We start from the raw sequence: 20948 nt of genomic DNA, 5'->3' as shown, positions 1-20948 counted from the left end.
CGGCCAGCTCGAGGCTGGCCGCTTCAGCACTCAGCGATTGGCGAAGTACATGGTGACTTCGAAACCGATGCGGAGATCTTCGTAGGCTGGTTTGGTCCACATAATGCTCACCTCTATTGTCATGATTGTTAGCGCATTGAGGGTGAATCAACGACATTGCCGATAACCCAGTTCCCATCCTATCGGCCGGGGCAAGGGGCCAATATGGTACTTTGGAACTGTTTTTGGCCACCACAAAGTAGCATCGCTCCCACTTGGGAGAGCGAATCCCATTCCGCCCTGGCTGCACCCCATAGCAACTTCACTTGATTTTATTAGACGACCAGTCTAGTTTATTCTGATAATTAAATAGACGATCGGTCTAAATTGAGTCAAGACGATGAACCAGACAGCAGACATCAAGCGAAAACGGGGCCGCCCCCCGAAGACTGAAAATGCCGATTTCAGGGATACCCGGGAAACGCTCATCACCGTGGGCCTGTCAGTGCTGACGGAGAAGGGTTACTCCTCCACCGGCATCGACGAAATACTTCGCAAAGCCGGCGTACCGAAAGGCTCCTTCTACCACTACTTCGACAATAAAGAAGCCTTCGGCCGGATCCTGATCGAAGCCTACGGCCGCTATTTTGCGCGCAAATTTGATCGCTGGTTTGAAGATCGCGCCCTCACTCCCCTGCAGCGGCTCGAAGCGTTTGTTGAGGATGCCAAAACGGGCATGGCCAGGTTCGAGTATCGCCGCGGCTGCCTGATCGGCAATCTGGGACAGGAAATGACCGCCCTGCCCGAGGGTTTCCGTGTTCTGTTACAGGACGTTTTCACGGACTGGGAGTGCCGCACCGCTGGGGTATTGAGAGAGGCCCAGCAGGCCGGTGAGATTTCCAAGGATCTAAAGTGCGATCAGATGGCGCACTTCTTCTGGATTGGTTGGGAGGGCGCGGTGTTGCGCGCAAAGCTGGATCAATCCCCAGAACCACTGGATCGGTTCGCCCAGGGATTTTTGTCGCTACTTCGCGGCTCATGACCCGGGACGAAAAACCATCCTCATTACCCAAACACGGAGGCAACATGTTTAAAGGCATACTCATTGAAGGATCACGCGGCGACCAAAAAGTGTCACTGACATCCATAGAAGAATCGGAACTGCCGGAAGGCGACGTTACCGTGGATATAGCCTTCTCAACCTTGAACTACAAGGATGCTCTGGCCATCACCGGAAAGTCACCGATCGTGAAACAGTACCCGATGATTCCAGGCATCGACTTTGCCGGCACCGTATCAAGCTCCACGCATGCAGACTTCAAGGCAGGCGACCCGGTTGTCTTGAACGGGTGGGGCGTTGGCGAGAAACACTGGGGCGGCCTGGCCGAGAAAGCCCGTGTTTCCGGTGACTGGCTGATTCCTCTGCCCAAGGCGTTTTCTCCTCGACAGGCCATGGCCATTGGCACCGCCGGCTATACCGCCATGCTTTGTGTCATGGCACTGGAAAAGAATGGCGTAACACCTGATTCCGGCGACATCCTGGTGACCGGGGCAACCGGCGGCGTTGGAAGCATTGCGGTGGCGCTGTTGGCCAAGCGGGGTTATTCCGTGACCGCGGTGACCGGCCGATCCGAGGAAGCAGACTATCTGAAGTCGTTGGGGGCCGGAAACACCCTCGATCGCGCTGAGCTGAGTGAACCAGGCAAACCCCTGGTGCGCGAGACCTGGGCCGGCGCCATTGATGTGGCCGGTGGACAGGTGCTGGCCAATGTCTGTGCCGGCATGAAATACCGTGGCGTCGTCGCAGCCTGTGGTCTGGCGGCCGGCATGGACTTCCCGTCCACCGTTGCCCCGTTCATTCTTCGGGGTGTGACCTTGTGTGGCGTGGACAGCGTGATGGCGCCCAAAGCTGAGCGACTCGAAGCCTGGAAGCGCCTGTCGGAGGATCTCGACATCGATCTGCTCGAGCGCATGATCACGGAAATACCCTTTGAAGACGCCATCGAAGGTGCGAGCCAACTGCTGGACGGCAAGGTTCGTGGGCGTATCGTCGTACCGGTCGCAGGCTGAACCGAAACTTCTTGAACCATAAAACCGCCATTAAAGGAATTGTTATGAGCTCGTCCAACGAACAACCAATGAGCCGATTCCCGGTTCCGTCGCTTGAATCACTCCCGGCGGACATCCGGGAGAAGATTCTTGCCGTTCAGGGAAAGTCGGGGTTTATCCCCAATGTCTTTCTGGTACTGGCACATCGCCCCGCCGAGTTTCGTGCCTTCTTTGATTACCACGATGCCCTGATGGAAAAAGACAGCAACCTCACCAAGGGCGAACGCGAGATGATCGTGGTCGCTACCAGCAACCTGAACCAGTGCCAGTACTGCGTGGTGGCCCATGGCGCTATTCTGCGCATCCGTGAAAAGAACCCGGAGATCGCAGACCAGGTCGCCGTGAACTACCGAAAGGCCGACATCACTGAACGCCAGAAAGCCATGCTTGATTTCGCCATAAAGGTTTCGCAACAAGCCCAAGAAGTGAGTGACGCGGACTTTGAGGAACTCAAACGTCATGGTTTCAACGACGAGGATATCTGGGACATCTCCGGCATCGCCGCGTTCTTCGGGCTTTCCAATCGGATGGCAAACGTGACAAACATGCGGCCTAACGCAGAGTTCTACTCACTGGGGCGATAAAGCGCATTGACACCAAAATCCGCCCCAATAAAAAAGGCCCTGGGAAGGGCCAAAAGAGAGTGACAGAAAAACCCGAACTCTCGTCAGAGAGTCGCCCCGGCCAGACACCGGGGAATGAAGGTGCACATCCGCTGTGCTGACTCACAGGCGGGCCCGTGTGGGAGGCCCGCTTACCGCTCATTGATTCAGAAGAAACCCAGCGGGTTGGTGTCGTAGCTGGTCAGCATGCACTTGGTCTGCTGATAGTGCTCGAGCGCCATCTTGTGGGTTTCACGGCCAACGCCAGACTTCTTGTAACCACCGAAGGCTGCGTGAGCCGGGTAGGCGTGGTAACAGTTCATCCACACCCGACCGGCCTGGATGTTGCGGCCCATCCGGTAGGCGAGATTGGTGTCGCGGGTCCATACACCGGCACCCAGACCAAACTCGGTGTCGTTGGCGATGGCCAGGGCTTCTTCCTCGGTCTTGAAGGTGGTAACGCCCACGACCGGTCCGAAGATTTCTTCCTGGAACACGCGCATCTTGTTGTCACCCTTGAACAGGGTGGGCTGGATGTAGAAGCCATTGTTGAACTCTTCATCCAGATGCTCGCGGTCGCCGCCAGTCAGCACCACAGCGCCCTCTTCCTTACCAATGGCCAGGTAGGACATGATCTTGTCGAACTGTTCTTTCGACGCCTGGGCACCTACCTGAACATCGGTGTCCAGCGGGTTGCCACGCTTGATCGACTTGGTGCGCTGAACCACCTTCTGCATGAACTCTTCGAACATGTCTTCCTGGACCAGCGCCCGTGACGGACAGGTGCAGACTTCGCCCTGGTTGAAGAACGCCAGAACCAGACCTTCCACGCACTTGTCGATGAATTCCGGCTCGGCCTTCATCACGTCGGAGAAGTAGATGTTCGGGGATTTGCCACCCAGCTCCACTGTGGACGGGATGATGTTTTCAGCCGCGCACTTGAGGATGTGGGAGCCAACCGGGGTGGAGCCGGTGAAGGCAATCTTGGCAATACGCTTGCTGGTGGCCAGGGCCTGGCCGGCCTCGATGCCGTAGCCGTTAACAATGTTCAGCACGCCCGGCGGCAGCAGGTCACCAATGATTTCCATCAGTACCAGGATGCTGGCAGGCGTCTGCTCGGCAGGCTTCAGCACGGTGCAGTTACCCGCAGCCAGACAGGGGCCCAGTTTCCAGGCCGCCATCAGAATCGGGAAGTTCCATGGAATGATCTGGCCAACGACACCCAGCGGCTCATGGAAATGGTACGCCACGGTATTGTGGTCGATCTCGCCCATGTGGCCTTCCTGGGCACGAAGACAACCCGCGAAGTAGCGGAAGTGATCAGCCGCGAGGGGAATGTCGGCGTTCAGGGTTTCGCGCACGGCCTTGCCGTTGTCCCAGGTTTCAGCGACTGCGAGCTTCTCGAGGTTGGCCTCGATGCGGTCCGCAATTTTCAGCAGGATGTTGGAACGCTCGGTGGGAGAGGTCCTGCCCCACGCAGGTGCCGCCTTGTGCGCTGCGTCCAGGGCCAGATCAATATCTTCGGCACTGGAGCGCGGAATTTCACAGATCACATTGCCAGTGACCGGTGTGATGTTCTCGAAATACTGGCCTTTTACCGGGGCAACCCACTCCCCACCGATGTAGTTCTCGTAACGGGATTTGAAAGAAACGACGGAGCCATCCTTTCCTGGTTGTGCGTAGATCATGATCTCGACCTCTTGTTGTGTTTGTCGCAGGGCAACGCGGCCTTTCGCGTTTACCCATTCAATGTAGACGCCAAACCCGGAAAGTTGAATGGTGCGATGGAGGCGAAAAACTCCTCCCTTGGTAGTAGATGGCTCGAAGGCCATGCCACCATTGGCGCGGCTCCGAAATCACTCTCCGAAAATAAATGCACAGGAAAGGCACTGCTCGATGCACAAAAACAGTGCGCTCGCCCAGGCAAGAAGCAGACCTGTCAGACACCTCAAATCCCACCACAATAAAAAACAGTAATTTAGCGATTGGCATGGACTCTGCAGAGTATCCATTACGCAGCGAGAAGTCGGTTACTGAAACCACAATCAACGCGCCACAATCTGACCAATGGTCAACTAGGGTTCCGGTCTGCCATCAATCCGTGCAGACGGCTGGTCCGAGAGTTGACGACCTTTTCCAAGGTTACACGGCGGGACAAAAGCCCGGGAGGATCGCTCAGTTACTGACGCCTCTCGCTTTTTAAATGCCCTAACCAGGAGGAAAAGGCCATGTTGCAAACCGCAACCCCCCTCTACGACGATCTGATTCCCGGCGGATCCCACTGGTCCTTTATCATGCGCCGCGGCCACGTGCTGCGCCTGATTGACGAAACCGGCGGTGCCAACGTCGGCATGTTGATGTACAACCCCGAGAACCCGCTCGAGCGGTACAACATGCCGGACACCCTGAAAAACCAGCACACCTTCCTGCTCACCAAGGGCCACGTGTTGCTCTCGGACATGGGCCGGGTATTTGCCTCCATCATCCGCGATGACCTGGGCTGGCACGACACCGTCGCCGGCACCTGCAATGCCGATCTGGTGGAAAAGCGCTGGGGCAAAAAGACCTATCAGGAAGCCCATAACCACTACCACCGAAACGGTTTCAACAGCTTTCTGAACGAACTGGCCAAGTACGGCCTTGGCAAGAAAGACCTGACCGCCAACCTGAACTGGTTCAGCAAAGTAAAAACAGATGACGACGGCAACATGGCCTTCTCCGAGGGCCACTCCCACGCCGGCGCCACAGTGGACCTTCGATTCGAGATGGACACCATCGTGGTGCTGCACACCTGCCCGCATCCGATGAATCCGGCCAGCGAATACCCCAGCCATCCGCTGCGGTACCAGTTGTTCAAGGCGGCCCCGGTGACCGATGCCGATCCGTGCAAAACCTCGTCGCCCGAGGCGACACGGGCATTTGCCAACACCGCTCTTTATCACCTGATGCAGTAATGGGAGGCCGGAGATGATCAAGCAAAGCACATTGAAGCCCGAAAATGCCGCCTTCCGTGAAACCGTACCGGCAGGCGAGTATTTCCTGAAAGTGGTGAACGCCGGCGAAACCATCCGGATTCTGGATCTGGAGGGCAACCAGGCCGCCGACACCCTGTTCTACAACGCCCATAATCCGACCGAACGCTACAGCGCCGTCGACACCATCCGCGAGCAGGGCAACGTCTACCTGACGGCTGGCTCGAAGCTGATGTCTTCTGAAAACAACGTGATGCTGGAAATCACCGCCGACACCTGCGGCCGTCACGACACCCTGGGCGGTGCATGTGCGGCCGAGAGCAACACAACCCGTTATGCCCTTGAGAAAAAGTGCATGCACGCCTGCCGGGACAGCTGGCTGGTGGCCGTCACCGAACACGAAGAACTGGGCATGAGCAAACGGGACATCACCCACAACATCAACTTCTTCATGAATGTCCCGGTCACGGCCGACGGCGGACTCACCTTCGCCGACGGGATTTCCGATGCCGGCAAATACGTGGAGCTGGAAGCGAAGATGGATGTTCTGGTGATGATCTCCAACTGCCCGCAGCTCAACAATCCCTGCAACGGCTGGAACCCCACACCGATTGAGGTGCTGGTATGGAGCTGAGCGGCAGATTCTCAAAGGTCCTGATCGCCAACCGCGGCGCCATCGCCTGCCGGGTTATTCGCACGCTGCGTGACATGGGGCTGACCTCGGTTGCCGTCTACGCCGAAGCGGATTCCGATTCGCTGCATGTGCGTCAGGCGGACGAGGCGTATTCCCTGGGAGACGGCCCGGCAGCGACCACTTACCTGGATCAGGACAAACTGTTCGAGGTAATCCGCAAGAGCGGTGCCGGCGCCATCCACCCCGGCTACGGCTTCTTGAGCGAAAACGCCGATTTTGCCCGACGCTGTGACGCCGCGGGCGTGGTCTTCCTGGGCCCGACACCCGAGCAGATGGAGCAATTCGGTCTCAAGCATACGGCCCGGTCACTGGCGGAAAGCGCCGGTGTGCCACTGCTCCCGGGCACTGGCTTGCTGACCGATCTGGAAGAAGCACTGAAAGCCTCCGACACCATCGGCTACCCGGTGATGCTCAAAAGCACCGCCGGCGGTGGCGGCATTGGCATGTCCCGCTGCTATGGCCCGGACGATCTGAGCAAGAGCTTCGAGTCGGTCCAGCGCCTGAGCCAGAACAACTTCAGCAACAACGGCGTGTTCCTGGAAAAATTTGTGGAACATGCCCGCCATGTGGAAGTGCAGCTGTTTGGCAATGGCAAAGGCCAGGTTCTGGCCCTCGGCGAGCGAGACTGTTCCGCCCAACGCCGGAACCAGAAAGTGATTGAAGAAGCACCGGCTCCCGGGCTCACCGAGGACGTCCGCACACGCATGCACGCCACCGCGCGCCAGCTGGGCGAAAGTATCAGCTACCGCAGTGCCGGCACCGTGGAGTTTATCTACGACCCGGACACCACCGAGTTCTACTTCCTGGAAGTGAATACCCGCTTACAGGTGGAGCACGGTGTGACCGAGCAGGTTTATGGCGTGGATCTGGTCCGATGGATGGTGGAACTGGGCGCAGGCACCCTGCCCGACCTGGCAAAACTGGGCAGCAACCTCGCGCCTTCCGGCCACGCCATCCAGGCCCGGATCTATGCGGAAGACCCCAACAAGGATTTCCAGCCCGGCGCAGGCCTGCTCACCAACGTGGCCTGGCCCGAAGAGGATGGCCTGAGAATCGACACCTGGATCCAACCGGGTACGGAGGTGTCGCCGCTCTATGATCCCATGCTCGCCAAGGTGATTGTGCATGAGGCCGATCGCGAATCGGCCCGCCAGCGGTTGATGCAGGCACTCGACGACAGCCAGCTCTATGGCATCGAGACCAACCTGAAATACGTGCGCCAGGTACTGGACGACCCGCGCTTTGCCGAGGGCAGACTGTTTACTCGAACCCTCAACGAATTCGATTACCAGCCGGCCACCGTGGATGTGCTCAGTGGCGGCACCCTGACCACCATCCAGGACTACCCCGGTCGCATCGGCTATTGGGAAATCGGCGTACCACCGTCGGGTCCTTTCGACAGTTATTCGTTCCGGCTTGGCAATCGACTGCTGGGCAATCCGGAAGGGGCTCCAGGTCTGGAAATCACCCTGAAGGGACCAGTGCTCACCTTCAACCGCGCCACCCAGATTGCGCTGACGGGCGCCCAGCTGGACGCCACGCTGGACGATAAGCCGGTCGCCTTCTGGCAGGTGATTGACGTGCCCGCTGGCGCTACCCTGAAGCTGGGTGCCACCACGGCGGACGGAGCACGGGCCTATGTTCTATTCAGCGGTGGGCTGGACTGCCCGGAATACCTGACCTCGTGCAGCACCTTTACCCTGGGCCAGTTCGGCGGCCATTGTGGTCGCGCCTTGCGGGCCGGCGATGTGCTGGCCCTGGCGGATTCGGAGCCAACCGGTCTGACAGCCCTTCCTGCCGAACTGAAACCGACCATCGGCAAAACCTGGAAACTGCACGTCACCTATGGCCCCCATGGCGCGCCGGACTACTTCACTGGAGAAGATATAGACACCTTCTTCGCCAGCGACTGGGAGATTCACTACAACTCGAGCCGCACCGGCGTTCGCCTGATTGGCCCGAAACCGGAATGGGCGCGCAGCGATGGCGGCGAGGCCGGTATGCATCCGTCCAATATCCACGACAACGCCTACGCAGTTGGCACCGTGGATTTCACGGGCGATATGCCGGTCATTCTCGGTCCCGATGGCCCCAGCCTGGGCGGCTTTGTCTGCCCGGTGACCGTCATCAGCGCTGACCTCTGGAAACTGGGCCAACTGAAAGCCGGTGACAAGGTCCAATTTGTTCCGGTCAGTCAGGACCAGGCCGTGGCCCTGCGGGAAGCCCTCGACGAGTCCATCGCCACCCTGACCGCAGCGACCGCCCATATCAAACCGATCACACCAACCTCCCCGGTTCTGGCGGCACTCAGTGACGATGAACACGAAACCGGCGTGGTTTATCGGGCCGCCGGCGACAACTACGTGTTGGTGGAATACGGCCCAATGGAGCTGGATATCCGCCTGCGCTTCCGCGCCCACGCGCTGATGCTGTGGCTGCGTGAGCAGAATCACGATGCCATTCTGGAGCTGACCCCCGGCATCCGATCCCTGCAGGTGCATTACGACAGCCAGAAACTGAACCAGCGCACGCTGCTGGATCTGCTGATCGGCGCCGAAAAGGAACTGGAAAAACAGCCCGAATGGGATGTGCCCGCGCGCATCGTTCATTTGCCCCTGTCCTGGGATGACGAAGCCTGCCAGACCGCCATCGCGAAATACATGCAGTCGGTGCGGAAGGATGCCCCCTGGTGCCCGAGCAACCTGGAGTTCATCCGCCGCATCAACGGACTGGACAGCATCGATGAGGTAAAAAAGACGCTTTTCGAGGCAACCTATCTGGTGATGGGCCTGGGCGACGTCTATCTGGGCGCCCCGGTCGCTACCCCGCTGGATCCCCGGCACCGGCTGGTGACCACCAAATACAACCCGGCCCGTACCTGGACCGCGGAGAACTCCGTTGGCATCGGCGGCGCCTACCTGTGCATCTACGGCATGGAAGGGCCAGGCGGCTACCAGTTTGTCGGTCGTACCCTGCAGATGTGGAATCGCTACCGCACCACCGATTTCTTCGAGCCCGGCAAGCCCTGGCTGCTCCGGTTCTTTGACCAGGTGCGCTTCTACGAGGTCAGTGCCGAAGAACTGCAGCAAATCCGACGGGACTTTCCCAATGGCGACTACCCGATAAAGGTCGAGGAAACCCGCTTCAATCTGAAGGACTACGAGCAGTTTCTGGCGAACAACGACGACGAAATTCAGACCTTCACAGCCAAGCGCAAACAGGCCTTCGATGAGGAGCTGCAGCGCTGGATCGAGTCGGGCCAGATTAACTTCAGTTCCGAAGCACCGATCGAGGACACCGGCGAAGACGACATTGCCAACCTGCCAGCAGGCCAGCACGCGGTGGAAAGCCACGTAGCCGGTAACCTCTGGGAGTGCCTGGTCAAGCCAGGCGACACCATCGATGCCCAGCGGCCGGTGGCGGTTATTGAATCCATGAAAATGGAAATCGAATTACTGAGCCCCGTAACCGGACGCGTGGTAGACGTGCGCCGGGAAGCGGGACAGGCGGTCTCGCCCGGAACGCCGGTCGTGATCGTTGAAGAGATTACCGAGTAATGCCAGCAACCCCAAAAAACTGAAGAAAGACCAAACCTGCAAACACGGGCAAGGCCCGAGGAGAGACACCATGAAAACACGCGACATCACCAAAGGTCTGGCGGCCGGTCTGTTCACGGCCTCCCTGTCCATGGGTGCAATGGCCGAGGAAAAGGACTCCTTCAGCATCGCATGGACCATCTATGCCGGCTGGGTGCCCTGGCAGTATGCCGAGGACTACGGAATCATGAAAAAGTGGGCGGACAAGTACGATATCGAAGTGGATATCGTGCAGGTGAACGACTACATCGAGTCCATTAACCAGTATACCGCCGGCCAGTTCGATGGTGTGACAGCTACCAGCATGGACGGCCTATCGATTCCCGCAGCCTCTGGTGTGGATACCACCGCGCTGATCGTCGGTGATTACTCCAACGGCAACGACGGCCTGGTTTCAAAAGATGCGTCCAGCATCGAAGAGCTGGAAGGCGAAACCGTTCATTTGGTTGAGTTGTCCGTCTCCCACTACCTCCTGGCCCGCGCCCTGGCCAGCGTTGGCCTGGAAGAACGTGACTTGAGCGTGGTCAACATTTCTGACGCTGATCTGGTCTCTGCATTCCAGACCGACGATGTTCGCCATGTGGCAACCTGGAATCCGTTGCTGAGCGAAGTGGAAGCCTATCCCGGTGCTACAAAGCTGTTTGATTCCAGCCAGATTCCGGGCCACATCAAGGATCTGACTCTGGTAAACACCGAGACCCTGGCCGACAATCCCAAGCTGGGCAAGGCATTGGTCGGAGCCTGGTACGAGACCATGAGTATTCTTGAGTCCGATACCCCAGAGGGTGCGGAGGCGCGGGCATACCTGGGCGAGCTTTCCGGCACGGACCAGGGCGGCTACGAAGCACAGCTGGCAGGCATGAAGATGTTCTGGGAGCCGCAGATGTCGGTGGACTTCATCAACAGCGACGAGGCGTCTGAAGCGATGGACAGCGTACGTGAGTTCTCCTTCGAGAAGGGCCTGCTGGGCCAGGGGGCCATGAGCCCGGACTTCGTAGGCATTGAGTTCCCCGATGGGTCGATCATGGGTGACTCTGGCAACGTGAAGCTGCGGTTTAATGATAGCTACATGGAGATGGCGGCTGACGGAGAGATCTGAACAAGCCGCACTACTGACATTGAAGCTACGGGCACGAACATTCGTGCCCGTTTTTGTTTAGACTTCGCGGGAGGGGTGGTGTGGGGGTGCCTTTCCAAAACTGTGCGGAGCCATGGATGGCGGAGCCCAAGCGTCACATGGATGTGCCGCAAGGAGCGTGTTTTGGAAAGGCACCCTCATACCACCCCGAAACTCCCAAGCCAAGTTAAGTAGACGAATCAGATGCGCCGTACCAAGGAAGATGCCGAGAAAACCCGCCAGACTGTGCTTGAGGCCGCGCTCAAGTTGTTTAGCCGGGACGGTTACTCACTAACGACTTTGAGCCGTATTGCCAAAGAAGCCGGTTGTAGCCGTGGGCCGATCTACTGGCATTTCGAGAACAAGGATGATCTGTACGAAGCTGTACTTGCCTACTCCCAGGAACCGCTGGAAGCCCTGGTCGCGGAGTGTTCTGGCATGCGGGAAACGCCCATTGAGGCCATGGATCATTTTATTGAACGCTGGCTGAGCTTGTTGGCCAATGACCGGAAGTATCGTCAGTCGTTCGAGATTCTGTTGAACAAGACCGAACTAACCGATGCCATGAGCCGAACGCTGAAGCGGGAACGGGCGTTGACCCGGTCGATTATTGCGATGTTCCGGCACCTGGTTGCCCAGGCAGCTGAGCAGGGTCTGATTTCTACACAGGAAGACCCGGAGGATCTGGGACTGCTGAGTTACACCTATCTGATGGGCATTACCCAGACCTGGCTGTTTGCGCCGAAGCTGTTTTCGTTGAAACAGGAAACGGCGTTTTTCCAGCGACAGTTCTGGGTGCTACTGGGTCGAGGCTGAGCGCTCTTTCTCCAGCAATTGCTGTTTTCGGTCGAGGCCCCAGCGGTAACCACCGAGGGAACCGTCACTGCGCAACACCCGATGGCAGGGAATCAGCACGGCGATGCGGTTCCGCCCGCAGGCGGAGGCCACCGCCCGAACGGCTCTGGGCTCACCCAGTCGCTTTGCCAACTCTGTGTAACTCACCACCTCACCTTCGCGGACGCTCAGCAGGAGTTTCCAGACGCGTGTCTGGAATGCGGTGCCACGGATATCCAGAGGGACATCCGGTCTGGGCATGTTCTGGCTCAAATGCTCATCCAGAGCCAACATCCACGCATCCAGCTCCGGCGATCCCTTTGCCCCAGACGGAGCCAGTCGAGCCTTCGGAAACTCCTTCTGTAACTGATCTCCCAGTGCCGTCTCATCATCCCCGAATTCGGCAAAACACACACCCTGATCGGTGGCGGCCATCATCAGCAGGCCGAGAGCCGTTTCCCGGCAGGCATAGGCAATGGTTTCACCTTCCCCACCCTTGCCGTAGCGGGAAGGCGGCATGCCGACCTGTCGGTCTGCCTTGCCATAGACGCGACTGACCGAACCAAAGCCGGCATCGTAGATTGCATCGGTCACGGTCCGGCCTGTTCTCAACGCCCGCTTGTAGTGGTTCAGGCGCAGTGCATCCTGATAAGCCTTTGGTGAGACACCGAAGGTTTCCTTGAACACCCGCTGTACGCGGGATGGCGACAACCCAACCACAGCGCCGAGGTCGGCAAGGCTCAACGGTTCATCTGGCCGGCTCTCGATGTACCTGGCCAGTGCGACCATTCGATCGGCAACGGGCATGGATGCTTTCGCGTCACTATCCTTCTCGTCCTGCATCGGGGTTCGGAAACTTTCCATGCTTCGGCTCCTTCATGTGCGCACAACCCATCATCCATATGATGCGCGTTTGCTTCGCCCCCTTCCATCCGATTCTTGCGGGCGCTACATTGACCGTCAATCAACAATAAAACCAACCGATTCCGAGGGGTCAGCACTATGTCCGAGCAATTGGCAATTCCATCCAAAAAGGGTGAAGTCAGTGAGGAGGAGTGGCAGCTTCGCATTGACCTTGCCGCCGCCTACCGACTGATTGCTCTCTACGGCTGGGACGACCTTATCTTCACCCATCTCTCGGTGCGAATTCCCGGTGACGAGCATCATTTCCTGATCAACCCCTACGGAATGATGTTCGAGGAAATTACGGCTTCCAGCCTGGTGCGCATTGATCAGGAAGGCAACAAGATCAATCCAGACGATTTCGACATCAACCCTGCCGGTTTCACCATTCACAGCGCCATCCATGCGGTTCGTGAGGATGCTGCCTGTGTCATGCACACCCACACGACCGCCGGTGTCGCTGTGTCAGCGCAGAAGGAAGGCTTGCTGCCCTTGTCCCAGCAAAGTCTTTTTCCGCTATCCGGACTCGCGTACCACGATTACGAAGGCGTGGCGCTGCGCGAAGACGAGAAAGCGCGCCTGCAGGCAGATCTGGGCCACGCCCGTTTCATGATCCTGCGCAACCACGGCCTGCTGACCACGGGACCCAGCGTCGCCGAGGCCTTCCTGAACATGTACATCCTGCAGCGCGCCTGCGAGGTCCAGATTCAGGCCATGTCCGGAGGCCAGCCGCTGGTACGTATTCCCGATACCATTCTCAGCTCCATTCGGGAGCAGGCCAAAAAGGTCACCAAGGGCATGGGTGGCAACCTTGCCTGGCCAGGACTTCTCCGGAAGTTGGACCGCATCGATCCAGGCTTCCGAAGCTGACATCAGGCCCTGTAGCTATCAGAACATTTTCAGATAACGGTCCACTTCCCAGGCCGACACGTGGTTCTGATAGCTCTCCCACTCCCCTTTCTTGTATTCGATGAAGCTGTTGAACATGGCTTCACCGAAGACTTCTTTCGCCAGCGGATCGACCTCAAAAGCCTCCACGGCCTCGCCCAGGTTCCGGGGCAGATACTCGATGCCCTGCTCGGTGATCTCGGCATCGCTGTAGTTGTACATGTTCTCGTGGTGGGGTACGCCCGCGTCCAGACCTTCACGGATGCCTTCCAACCCTGCAGCGAGAATCAGCGCGCTGCCAAGATAGGGATTGCAGGCAATGTCTGCGGCACGGCATTCGATACGCCCGCCCATGCCGGGGATCCGGATCATATTCGTGCGGTTGTTGGAGCCATAACACATGAATACCGGTGCCCAGGTGGAACCGGACATGCTGCCCTGGCGAACGAGCCGTTTGTAGCTGTTCACTGTCGGTGCAATCACGGCACTGATGGCCGCGCCGTGTTTCAGCACACCGGCAGTGAAGTGATAGGCGATCTTGCTGATGCCGCAGTTGTGCAGATCGTCGCCCTTGGGCTCGAACAGGTTTTCGCCGGTTTTCAGATCCGCCAGCGACATATTGTAGTGGGCGCCACTGCCAGTGCGGTCGGCAAAGGGCTTGGGCATGAAGCTGGCGAAAGCGCCATGTTTGCGGGCAATCTCGTTGGCCATCATCCGGAAGAACACCAGGCGATCAGACATCGTCAGGGCGTCAGCGTATTTGAAGTCGGTTTCGAACTGGCCGTTGGCGTCTTCGTGATCAAACGAGTACACATCCCAGCCCAGCTCGTTCATGGCGTCTACCAGCTCATCCATGATGGGCAGGTTATCCATGAGCGTGCGGGGGTCATAACAGGGCTTGCCCAGGTTGTCGCGATCACTCAGCGGGGCAAAGCCGCCATCCTCGGTATCCCGGAACAGGAAGAACTCGGTTTCAATACCGAGATTGAAGCGATACCCCATATCGGCCGCCGCACTCAGCTGACGACGTAGAATATTCCGGGAACAGGCTTCGAAAGGCGCGCCGTTCAGGAACAGATTGCCCGGGAACCAGGCCAGCTGGCGATTCCAGGGGCAGATGGCCAGCCCATCGGCATCCGGCATGGAGGCGACCTCGTCGTCGGAGATATCCTGGGGCACGCCATCCAGGGCGGCGCCTGTGTAAAGCTCCGAGCCTTCCATCATTTGCCCCAAGTGAGCCACGGGCACGAACTTGCCTTTGGTCACACCGTGGATGTCCACGTAGCTGGCAATGGCGTATTTCACACCTTCCTCTGTGAGCTTCTCTTTCAGGGCCTGGGTGTTGGTCAATTCCGTCATCCTGTTTTTCTCCGGCCCGTCATGCGGGCAATCAGTTTGGGTTCTGGCACGTTTCTTTCTTTGTTTTTGCCATTCAACTTACATGCCAGCGTGTATATATAAGAGCGAAGGCGAGAGACTTCAGGCAAACAGTCAGCCTGAAAGAGAGGGGAAAATGGCGTCGAAGCAATGGCTTGTAGAAGATTACGAAGCAGGTGACCTGCCTCTGACTTCCGGCGAAACGTTGCACTCCGCGAGATTGCGGTACCACCGCATCGGCGAGCTGAACGCACCAAAAGACAACCTGATTATGCTGCCCACGTACTACGGTGGTGCAGCCGCGGGTAATCACCCGTGGGTTGGAGGCAACAGCCCCCTCGATCCAGACCGTTACTGCATCGTTATTCCCGCTTTGTTAGGCGCAGGCGAATCATCCTCACCCTCGAACACCGCCGGAGCGCAGCGCGGCCCGGGCTTTCCTGCCGTGTCCCTGAATGACAACGTGATGCTACAAAAGCGGTTGGTGGAGGACATCTTCGGAGACGCCCGGATCGCGCTGGTAATGGGCTGGTCCATGGGCGGGATGCAGGCACTGCAGTGGGGCTGTTTGTTTCCGACGCAGGTGCGCGCGGTGCTGGCTACCTGCTGCACCGCACGGTGCTATCCCCACAACCGGGTATTTCTTGAGGGCGTAAAGGCGGCACTGACCTGTGACCACGCCTTCGAGAATGGCCGTTACCGGAGTCCACCCGAACGCGGACTCCGGGCCTTCGGCCGGGTTTATGCGGGCTGGGCTTATTCCCAGGCGTTTTTCCGTCACGAGCTCTGGCGCGAACAGGGTTTTGGCTCCATTGAAGAGCTGCTTCGATTCTGGGAGCAGGATCATCTGGGCCAGGACGCCAATGATCTGCTCACCGTACTGAACACCTGGCAGAACGGTGATATCAGCGACAACCCCGTATTTGGCATGGATTACGAAGCGGCGCTCTCTGCCATTGCCATGCCTACCCGAATGATGCCCTGCACCACCGATCTCTACTTTACCGAGGAGGACGCCAGTGAGGATGGCCGCCGGATGCCCGGCGCAACCGTGGAATCGCTGGAATCGGACTGGGGCCACGTTGCCGGTGGTGCGGGCCGGGAGGCTGCAAGCCACAATCGCATCCTTGCGGCCGCCCGGGCCTTGCTCTCGGGAAAGGCGTCATGATCGAGCATCCGAACCTATGCCGCACCAACCCGGTGCATATTTTTGCCGATGCTTTTGCCGGGATGACCCGTTTTCGCCCGCTCTTCGGATCTGGCATGCCATCTGCACTGTTTCCGACTGACGGTTTTCAAAAACCCGATCCGTTCAAAGCACTGTTCACAACACCGCAGACAGAGCGACGGACAAAATGGGTGACTAGGGTTCCGGTCCGGGCAGTCAAGATTCCCGGATGGCTGGTCCGAGAGTTACCGACCTCTGGGGAGGTTACACGGCGGGACAAAAGCCCGGGAGACTGAATCGCAAGGGACGCTGTTACCCGCGATGACCTTGCCGTGTTGTGTAACCAGAGGAGACGATTCATGCGAATGATCAACCATCACCCCGGGCGTGTTTCCGCTACCCTCTTGGGCCTGCTGCCCTTTCTGTTGATCATGCTCATCTACAGCCTGGCCTCCCAGGAGCGCCTGGCAGACAACCCCAACGACAAACTCCTTCCCGGCCTGGAGCAGATGACCGCGGCCGTGGATCGCATGGCTTTTCAGGAGGACCGTCGCAGCGGCGACTACCTGATGTGGCAGGACACGACCGCCAGTCTGGCGCGCCTTGGAATGGGCGTCGGTATCGCCGCCTCGCTGGCGCTGGTGGTCGGTATTCTCAATGGAGTGCTGCCACTGGTCAGGGCCAACCTTGCTCCTCTGGTTTCTGCCCTTTCCATGGTGCCGCCGCTGGCCATACTACCGATTCTCTTCATTGTGTTCGGGCTGGGCGAGCTTTCCAAAGTCATGCTGATCGTAATCGGAACCGCGCCCATCATGATGCGGGATGTGGCCCAGCGGGTCCGCGAACTTCCCGGCGAGCAACTGATCAAGATCCAGACCCTGGGTGCCAATTCCTGGCAGGTGATCACCCGCATGGCCCTGCCCCAGGTGCTGCCCCGCCTGATCGACGCCGTGCGCCTTAGCCTTGGCCCCGCCTGGCTGTTCCTGATTGCTGCCGAGGCGATTGCCTCCACCGAAGGCCTCGGCTACCGGATCTTCCTGGTGCGGCGCTACCTGGCCATGGACGTGATCCTGCCCTATGTCATCTGGATCACCATTCTCGCCATTGTTATCGACCAGTGCCTGCGTCTGGCAAACCGCAGGCTGTTCCCCTGGTACAACGCAGGAGGCCACTGATGAGCTTTATTACCGTTAACAATCTCTGGAAGGAATACGGCGATCAGGTGATCCTGGAGAACCTGAACCTGAGCGTGAAACAGGGCGAGTTCTGCACCCTCGTGGGCGCCTCCGGTTGTGGCAAATCCACCTTCCTGAAAATGCTGTTGGGCCAGGAAACCCAGACCCGCGGCGAACTCTTACTGGAGGGCGAGGCCTTCCCCGGCGAGCCGGACCGAAACCGGGGTATCGTATTCCAGCGCTACTCGGTGTTCCCTCACCTGACAGTGCGCCAGAACGTGCTGATGGGTCTGGAACTGGAACAGAAGCCCTGGCTGGGCAAACTGTTCGGCAGCGCCCGCCGCGAAGCCCTGGAGAAAGTGGGTGCCATGCTGGAGTCTGTGGGCCTGAGCCCATCAGCCAACAAATGGCCCCACGAACTCTCCGGCGGCATGCAACAACGCCTCGCCATCGCCCAGTCGCTGATCATGCGCCCACGAGTACTCCTGCTGGACGAGCCATTCGGCGCATTGGACCCCGGCATTCGGGGCGACATGCACGATCTGCTGTTGAAACTCTGGCAGGAAACCGGCACCACCATCTTCATGGTGACCCACGATCTGAAGGAAGGTTTTTACCTGGGTACCCGGCTGCTGGTGTTCGACAAGGTACGAAACGATCCCCACGATCCGCAGGCGTTCGGGGCCACCATCACCTACGACTTGCCGATCGGGCAGACGGATCGAAAACTGTTCGAGGACATTCATCAGTCGGTCAGTGAGACAGCCCGGAATCAGGCAGCCTGATATTTTAGAGACCAAAAAAAGACCGAATACGCGCCTTAATCGCCGGGGAACTGGGCCAGTTCCTGCAGGCAGTCGTTGAGAAAGTCTTCGGGATCGGCCATCACCGCCTCATCGGCAACGACGCCAAACTGCACCTGGCCGGCGTAGCTGACAATGCTGATACCCAGACCGATATCCCCGGCCTGGGGCACCCAGAACATCTGCTCGGTAATCCGGCAACCGGCAATGTAGCGAGGCTCCGGGGTGCCGGGCACGTTGGACACCACGGCACTGGCCTTGCGATAGAACACATCGGCCAGAGGCTCCCGCCAGGGCTCCGGAACGACCGTGGCACTGGCCGCCAGCCCCCAGGCAATGCCGGGCTGCCAGCTTTTCTTCAGGCGGCGGGTTTCATGCTTGATACGGTACAGGCGTTCCAGGGGGCTTTCGCCATCCACCGGCAATGGTACAAACACGGTGCCGAAATAGTTGCCCAGGGCGCCAGGGGCCGGCTTCAGCTCGTCGGGCAAACGGCTGCGGATATCGACGGGCACGGCCGCATGCAGCACCGCTTCATCCAGGTCCGCACCGTCAATTCCAAGTCGGGTGCGCACCGCAGCCGCGACACAGCTCAGCAGCACATCGTTGATCGTCACATTGGTGACCTGGGCAATGGCCCTGAAGCGCTCCAGGGGCACCGGTTCAGACCAGCGACAATGCCGTCGCCCCAGCAGTGGCCGCCGGAGATCGGTGTCTGAATCCTCCGGCTCCACCAGGAATTCCGAAAACTCATGGACCAGCTTGAGACTTTTCTGGGCAACCCGCTCCAGCAGGCGTCCGGCATCCTGCCACTGGTTGCCATCAGACTCGTCTACTCCGGCAACGCCATGCGCTTCTTCCGCTGACTCTCCAGAGGCCAACAGTTGCCCGAGCCAGACTTTTGCTGCAGCGGTCCACCGTGAAAGCTCCGCGGTTTCAGGTGCGCCGTATATGGCAGGATGCTGCTGGGGCGACGGTGGGCAGAGGCGTTCAAAAATGCCCAGCAGGGACAGACCATCGGCGTAACAGTGGTGAATCCGCAGCAACAGGACCGCCCCGCCCTCGGCATTGGGCGCCAACCAGAACTTCCAGCGCGGGCGATACATGGGCAGAGGCTGGTTCAGCCGCACCGACACCCACTCCTGCAGGCTTTCCGGAGTGAAGCGATCTACCACCACATCCAGGTGGTGGCGGACATCAAACATCGGGTCCTGCTCCCACCACCAGGCGGGCGAGCGCTTGACCGGCATGTACCGGAAACGCTCCCAGGCCATCCAGTACACCCGGAGGAACTCCCGGAAACGAGGCGCGGTGAGGCCATCAACCCGCAGCATCACGGTGATGGTCATGGGGTTTTCCGGGCGTTCCAGGGCCAGCCAGGCCGAATCCGCAGGTAGCAGGAGATGCGATTGTTCGTGACTCAAACCCGAACGTCCCTGGAAAAGTGGTGAAGGTAAGTAAAAACCGAACTCCGCATTGTGCCAGACAAGCCCTTCCGGCTCCATATGCGGCACCAGCGCACGCTGTTACAAAAAATTACACGTGAGTAACTGTTCAGTCCTATACTGGTTATAAGCCGTAGTGCAATGGTTATTACGCGCTGTCGATCCGTGATCGATTGGCCCTGAGGGATCAAAAATTCTTTATTCAGGGCCAGTAACACAGCGAGATGATCAGGGTACAAAAGGCTTACCAGCACACCCTAATTCCAATAACAGGTCATTGCCGTGCTGGACGGGAGAGCAGTTATGAAAGCGAGCCACGTTCGCAAACTGATAAAACCGATTGAGAGCGCCTACTCGGAAATGTTCTCCGGGCGGGTGTATCGCGTTGGCAAAGGCGCTGTGTCCGTTCGCAACCACAGCGGCAAGGCCGAGCAGACCGTTGTCGGCGTGCACGGCTTTCTGGAGAACCACTGCTACTTCACCCAGGCCTATGAAGCGCCCACCACCGAATTGATCCTGCTCACCTGTAGCAATTACCACATTCCGGTGAACGGCGTGACCCCGGAGACCCCGGACTGGGAAGTGCCGATCAAGCACCTGGAAGGCACCATCGAATACGACGCCTGCATTCTCAATCAGGCGCTTTCCAGCCTGCCAACCACTGACAACATTCGGGTTCATGGTCATTCCCGTGGCGGGGCGGTGATCCTGGAGGCCATCAAGCAATGGCCAGAGCTGTATGACGACGTGGAAGTGGTACTGGAAGCACCCGTGCTCCCCAACGGCAGGCTGTCGGCGCTGGTGACCACCATTCTGGAACCTGTAAGCCACGGTATGTGGCCCTGGCTGATACGCCTGATCAACAGCGCTCCGTCGTCCGCCTACGGTCAGACCTTCTTTGGCAAGATGAACCCGCGCAAGAAGCAACTACTGAGCAAACTGTTTTCCGCCACCAAGGATCATCTGACCATTGTTCGTAACATCGAGAACATCATGGACTGGATGGCACGGACAGACACCAGCGTCTACAGCCATGTACGCCACGGCACCTTCCTGATCCCTGCGGTCGACCGTATTCTGGATCGTTCCTCCATGCTGGCTAGCGCCCGCCAGAGCCCGACCACCATGCGAATCGTCGAAACTGAGGCGCCGAGCCACTTCATCACCCTCGACAGCAAGGAATGGGTCCCGGGGTTCGAAACGCTGCCCGCCGCCGCACAGGGTTAATGCCCGGGCATTGCCCTACTGCAAGACCGCCGTAGCTCCGCTAAACTACGCTCTTTTCC

Annotated in this window: 18 protein-coding genes and 2 riboswitches; of the genes, 13 read left to right on the top strand and 5 right to left on the bottom strand. The window is 58.7% G+C overall.

Annotated elements, in window-relative coordinates; all coding sequences use genetic code 11:
* Nucleotides 1-30 precede the first annotated feature (30 nt).
* Nucleotides 31-102 carry a pyrroloquinoline quinone precursor peptide PqqA gene (pqqA, locus tag KYE_RS21025; RefSeq protein WP_007153157.1) on the bottom strand — a complete coding sequence of 24 codons (72 nt, stop codon included), beginning with the start codon at nt 100-102 and terminating at the stop codon, nt 31-33.
* 277 nt (nt 103-379) lie between these two features.
* Between pqqA and KYE_RS04990 the strand changes: the two genes are divergently transcribed.
* The 3 genes from KYE_RS04990 to KYE_RS04980 are packed head-to-tail and all read left to right on the top strand — an operon-like array spanning nt 380 to nt 2672.
* Nucleotides 380-1021 (top strand): TetR/AcrR family transcriptional regulator, encoded by a 642-nt coding sequence (locus KYE_RS04990; protein ID WP_008171034.1) that lies wholly within the window; start codon nt 380-382, stop codon nt 1019-1021.
* Nucleotides 1022-1065: 44 nt separating this feature from the next.
* On the top strand, nt 1066-2049 hold the full coding sequence (locus tag KYE_RS04985; RefSeq protein WP_008171033.1) for an MDR family oxidoreductase: 984 nt from the start codon (nt 1066-1068) through the stop codon (nt 2047-2049).
* Between the two features lie 44 nt (nt 2050-2093).
* Entirely contained in the window at nt 2094-2672 is a 579-nt protein-coding gene (locus KYE_RS04980; RefSeq protein WP_008171027.1) for a peroxidase-related enzyme, read from the top strand.
* Between the two features lie 185 nt (nt 2673-2857).
* On the opposite strand, the gene KYE_RS04975 is transcribed toward KYE_RS04980, so the two are convergent.
* On the bottom strand, nt 2858-4378 hold the full coding sequence (locus KYE_RS04975; RefSeq protein WP_008171025.1) for an aldehyde dehydrogenase family protein: 1521 nt from the start codon (nt 4376-4378) through the stop codon (nt 2858-2860).
* A gap of 376 nt (nt 4379-4754) precedes the next feature.
* Nucleotides 4755-4861: riboswitch (guanidine-I (ykkC/yxkD leader) on the top strand.
* Between the two features lie 57 nt (nt 4862-4918).
* Between KYE_RS04975 and KYE_RS04970 the strand changes: the two genes are divergently transcribed.
* The 5 genes from KYE_RS04970 to KYE_RS04950 all read left to right on the top strand — a co-directional run bounded on the left by KYE_RS04970 (nt 4919) and on the right by KYE_RS04950 (nt 11885).
* Nucleotides 4919-5644, top strand: coding sequence for an urea amidolyase associated protein UAAP1 (locus KYE_RS04970; RefSeq protein WP_008171023.1), 726 nt, complete (start codon nt 4919-4921; stop codon nt 5642-5644).
* A gap of 13 nt (nt 5645-5657) precedes the next feature.
* Nucleotides 5658-6296 carry an urea amidolyase associated protein UAAP2 gene (locus KYE_RS04965; RefSeq protein WP_008171021.1) on the top strand — a complete coding sequence of 213 codons (639 nt, stop codon included), beginning with the start codon at nt 5658-5660 and terminating at the stop codon, nt 6294-6296.
* Complete coding sequence (gene uca, locus KYE_RS04960) at nt 6287-9913, top strand: urea carboxylase (RefSeq protein WP_008171020.1); 3627 nt, start codon at nt 6287-6289, stop codon at nt 9911-9913. The genes KYE_RS04965 and uca overlap by 10 nt, the downstream gene beginning before the upstream one ends.
* A gap of 70 nt (nt 9914-9983) precedes the next feature.
* The gene (locus KYE_RS04955; RefSeq protein ID WP_008171012.1) at nt 9984-11051 is read left to right on the top strand and encodes a putative urea ABC transporter substrate-binding protein; all 1068 of its coding nucleotides are present in this window, start codon (nt 9984-9986) and stop codon (nt 11049-11051) included.
* Nucleotides 11052-11273: 222 nt separating this feature from the next.
* Nucleotides 11274-11885, top strand: a complete 612-nt coding sequence (locus KYE_RS04950) for a TetR family transcriptional regulator (RefSeq protein WP_008171010.1) — start codon at nt 11274-11276, stop codon at nt 11883-11885.
* On the opposite strand, the gene KYE_RS04945 is transcribed toward KYE_RS04950, so the two are convergent.
* Entirely contained in the window at nt 11868-12767 is a 900-nt protein-coding gene (locus KYE_RS04945; protein WP_008171007.1) for a bifunctional transcriptional activator/DNA repair enzyme AdaA, read from the bottom strand. The two genes, KYE_RS04950 and KYE_RS04945, sit on opposite strands and share 18 nt — an antisense overlap.
* A gap of 138 nt (nt 12768-12905) precedes the next feature.
* On the opposite strand from KYE_RS04945, the gene KYE_RS04940 reads away from it, so the two are divergent.
* Nucleotides 12906-13676 carry a class II aldolase/adducin family protein gene (locus KYE_RS04940; RefSeq protein WP_008171006.1) on the top strand — a complete coding sequence of 257 codons (771 nt, stop codon included), beginning with the start codon at nt 12906-12908 and terminating at the stop codon, nt 13674-13676.
* An 18-nt stretch (nt 13677-13694) separates the two neighbouring features.
* Here KYE_RS04940 and glnT read toward each other — a convergent pair whose 3' ends face one another.
* Nucleotides 13695-15053: a type III glutamate--ammonia ligase gene (gene glnT / locus KYE_RS04935; protein WP_008171005.1), complete on the bottom strand. Its 1359-nt coding sequence runs from the start codon at nt 15051-15053 to the stop codon at nt 13695-13697.
* A 154-nt stretch (nt 15054-15207) separates the two neighbouring features.
* Between glnT and KYE_RS04930 the strand changes: the two genes are divergently transcribed.
* The 3 genes from KYE_RS04930 to KYE_RS04915 all read left to right on the top strand — a co-directional run bounded on the left by KYE_RS04930 (nt 15208) and on the right by KYE_RS04915 (nt 18199).
* A complete protein-coding gene (locus KYE_RS04930; RefSeq protein ID WP_008171004.1) occupies nt 15208-16239 on the top strand; it encodes an alpha/beta fold hydrolase in 1032 nt (343 codons plus the stop codon).
* Nucleotides 16240-16423: 184 nt separating this feature from the next.
* Nucleotides 16424-16532, top strand: a riboswitch (guanidine-I (ykkC/yxkD leader).
* Nucleotides 16533-16598: 66 nt separating this feature from the next.
* Nucleotides 16599-17414, top strand: coding sequence for an ABC transporter permease (locus KYE_RS04920; RefSeq protein WP_008171002.1), 816 nt, complete (start codon nt 16599-16601; stop codon nt 17412-17414).
* Nucleotides 17414-18199, top strand: coding sequence for an ABC transporter ATP-binding protein (locus tag KYE_RS04915; protein ID WP_008171001.1), 786 nt, complete (start codon nt 17414-17416; stop codon nt 18197-18199). Before KYE_RS04920 ends, KYE_RS04915 begins: the two co-directional genes overlap by 1 nt.
* A 35-nt stretch (nt 18200-18234) precedes the next feature.
* Here KYE_RS04915 and KYE_RS04910 read toward each other — a convergent pair whose 3' ends face one another.
* Nucleotides 18235-19641, bottom strand: a complete 1407-nt coding sequence (locus KYE_RS04910; protein ID WP_039881856.1) for a WS/DGAT domain-containing protein — start codon at nt 19639-19641, stop codon at nt 18235-18237.
* A gap of 324 nt (nt 19642-19965) precedes the next feature.
* Between KYE_RS04910 and KYE_RS04905 the strand changes: the two genes are divergently transcribed.
* Complete coding sequence (locus KYE_RS04905) at nt 19966-20889, top strand: alpha/beta hydrolase (protein ID WP_008170999.1); 924 nt, start codon at nt 19966-19968, stop codon at nt 20887-20889.
* Nucleotides 20890-20948 lie beyond the last annotated feature (59 nt).

It is taken from the genome of Marinobacter manganoxydans MnI7-9 (assembly GCF_000235625.1).
Taxonomy (GTDB): domain Bacteria; phylum Pseudomonadota; class Gammaproteobacteria; order Pseudomonadales; family Oleiphilaceae; genus Marinobacter; species Marinobacter manganoxydans.
The sequence above is the reverse complement of the archived record's forward strand: the minus strand, read 5'-3'. Positions and strand labels throughout refer to the sequence as shown.

Bases quoted from the DNA above. Each gene is read 5' to 3' on its own strand.
- KYE_RS04990 (WP_008171034.1), top strand. From the start codon at position 380: ATGAACCAGACAGCAGACATCAAGCGAAAACGGGGCCGCCCCCCGAAG.
- KYE_RS04985 (WP_008171033.1), top strand. From the start codon at position 1,066: ATGTTTAAAGGCATACTCATTGAAGGATCACGCGGCGACCAAAAAGTG.
- KYE_RS04980 (WP_008171027.1), top strand. From the start codon at position 2,094: ATGAGCTCGTCCAACGAACAACCAATGAGCCGATTCCCGGTTCCGTCG.
- KYE_RS04975 (WP_008171025.1), bottom strand. From the start codon at position 4,378: ATGATCTACGCACAACCAGGAAAGGATGGCTCCGTCGTTTCTTTCAAA.
- KYE_RS04970 (WP_008171023.1), top strand. From the start codon at position 4,919: ATGTTGCAAACCGCAACCCCCCTCTACGACGATCTGATTCCCGGCGGA.
- KYE_RS04965 (WP_008171021.1), top strand. From the start codon at position 5,658: ATGATCAAGCAAAGCACATTGAAGCCCGAAAATGCCGCCTTCCGTGAA.
- uca (WP_008171020.1), top strand. From the start codon at position 6,287: ATGGAGCTGAGCGGCAGATTCTCAAAGGTCCTGATCGCCAACCGCGGC.
- KYE_RS04955 (WP_008171012.1), top strand. From the start codon at position 9,984: ATGAAAACACGCGACATCACCAAAGGTCTGGCGGCCGGTCTGTTCACG.
- KYE_RS04950 (WP_008171010.1), top strand. From the start codon at position 11,274: ATGCGCCGTACCAAGGAAGATGCCGAGAAAACCCGCCAGACTGTGCTT.
- KYE_RS04945 (WP_008171007.1), bottom strand. From the start codon at position 12,767: ATGGAAAGTTTCCGAACCCCGATGCAGGACGAGAAGGATAGTGACGCG.
- KYE_RS04940 (WP_008171006.1), top strand. From the start codon at position 12,906: ATGTCCGAGCAATTGGCAATTCCATCCAAAAAGGGTGAAGTCAGTGAG.
- glnT (WP_008171005.1), bottom strand. From the start codon at position 15,053: ATGACGGAATTGACCAACACCCAGGCCCTGAAAGAGAAGCTCACAGAG.
- KYE_RS04930 (WP_008171004.1), top strand. From the start codon at position 15,208: ATGGCGTCGAAGCAATGGCTTGTAGAAGATTACGAAGCAGGTGACCTG.
- KYE_RS04920 (WP_008171002.1), top strand. From the start codon at position 16,599: ATGCGAATGATCAACCATCACCCCGGGCGTGTTTCCGCTACCCTCTTG.
- KYE_RS04915 (WP_008171001.1), top strand. From the start codon at position 17,414: ATGAGCTTTATTACCGTTAACAATCTCTGGAAGGAATACGGCGATCAG.
- KYE_RS04905 (WP_008170999.1), top strand. From the start codon at position 19,966: ATGAAAGCGAGCCACGTTCGCAAACTGATAAAACCGATTGAGAGCGCC.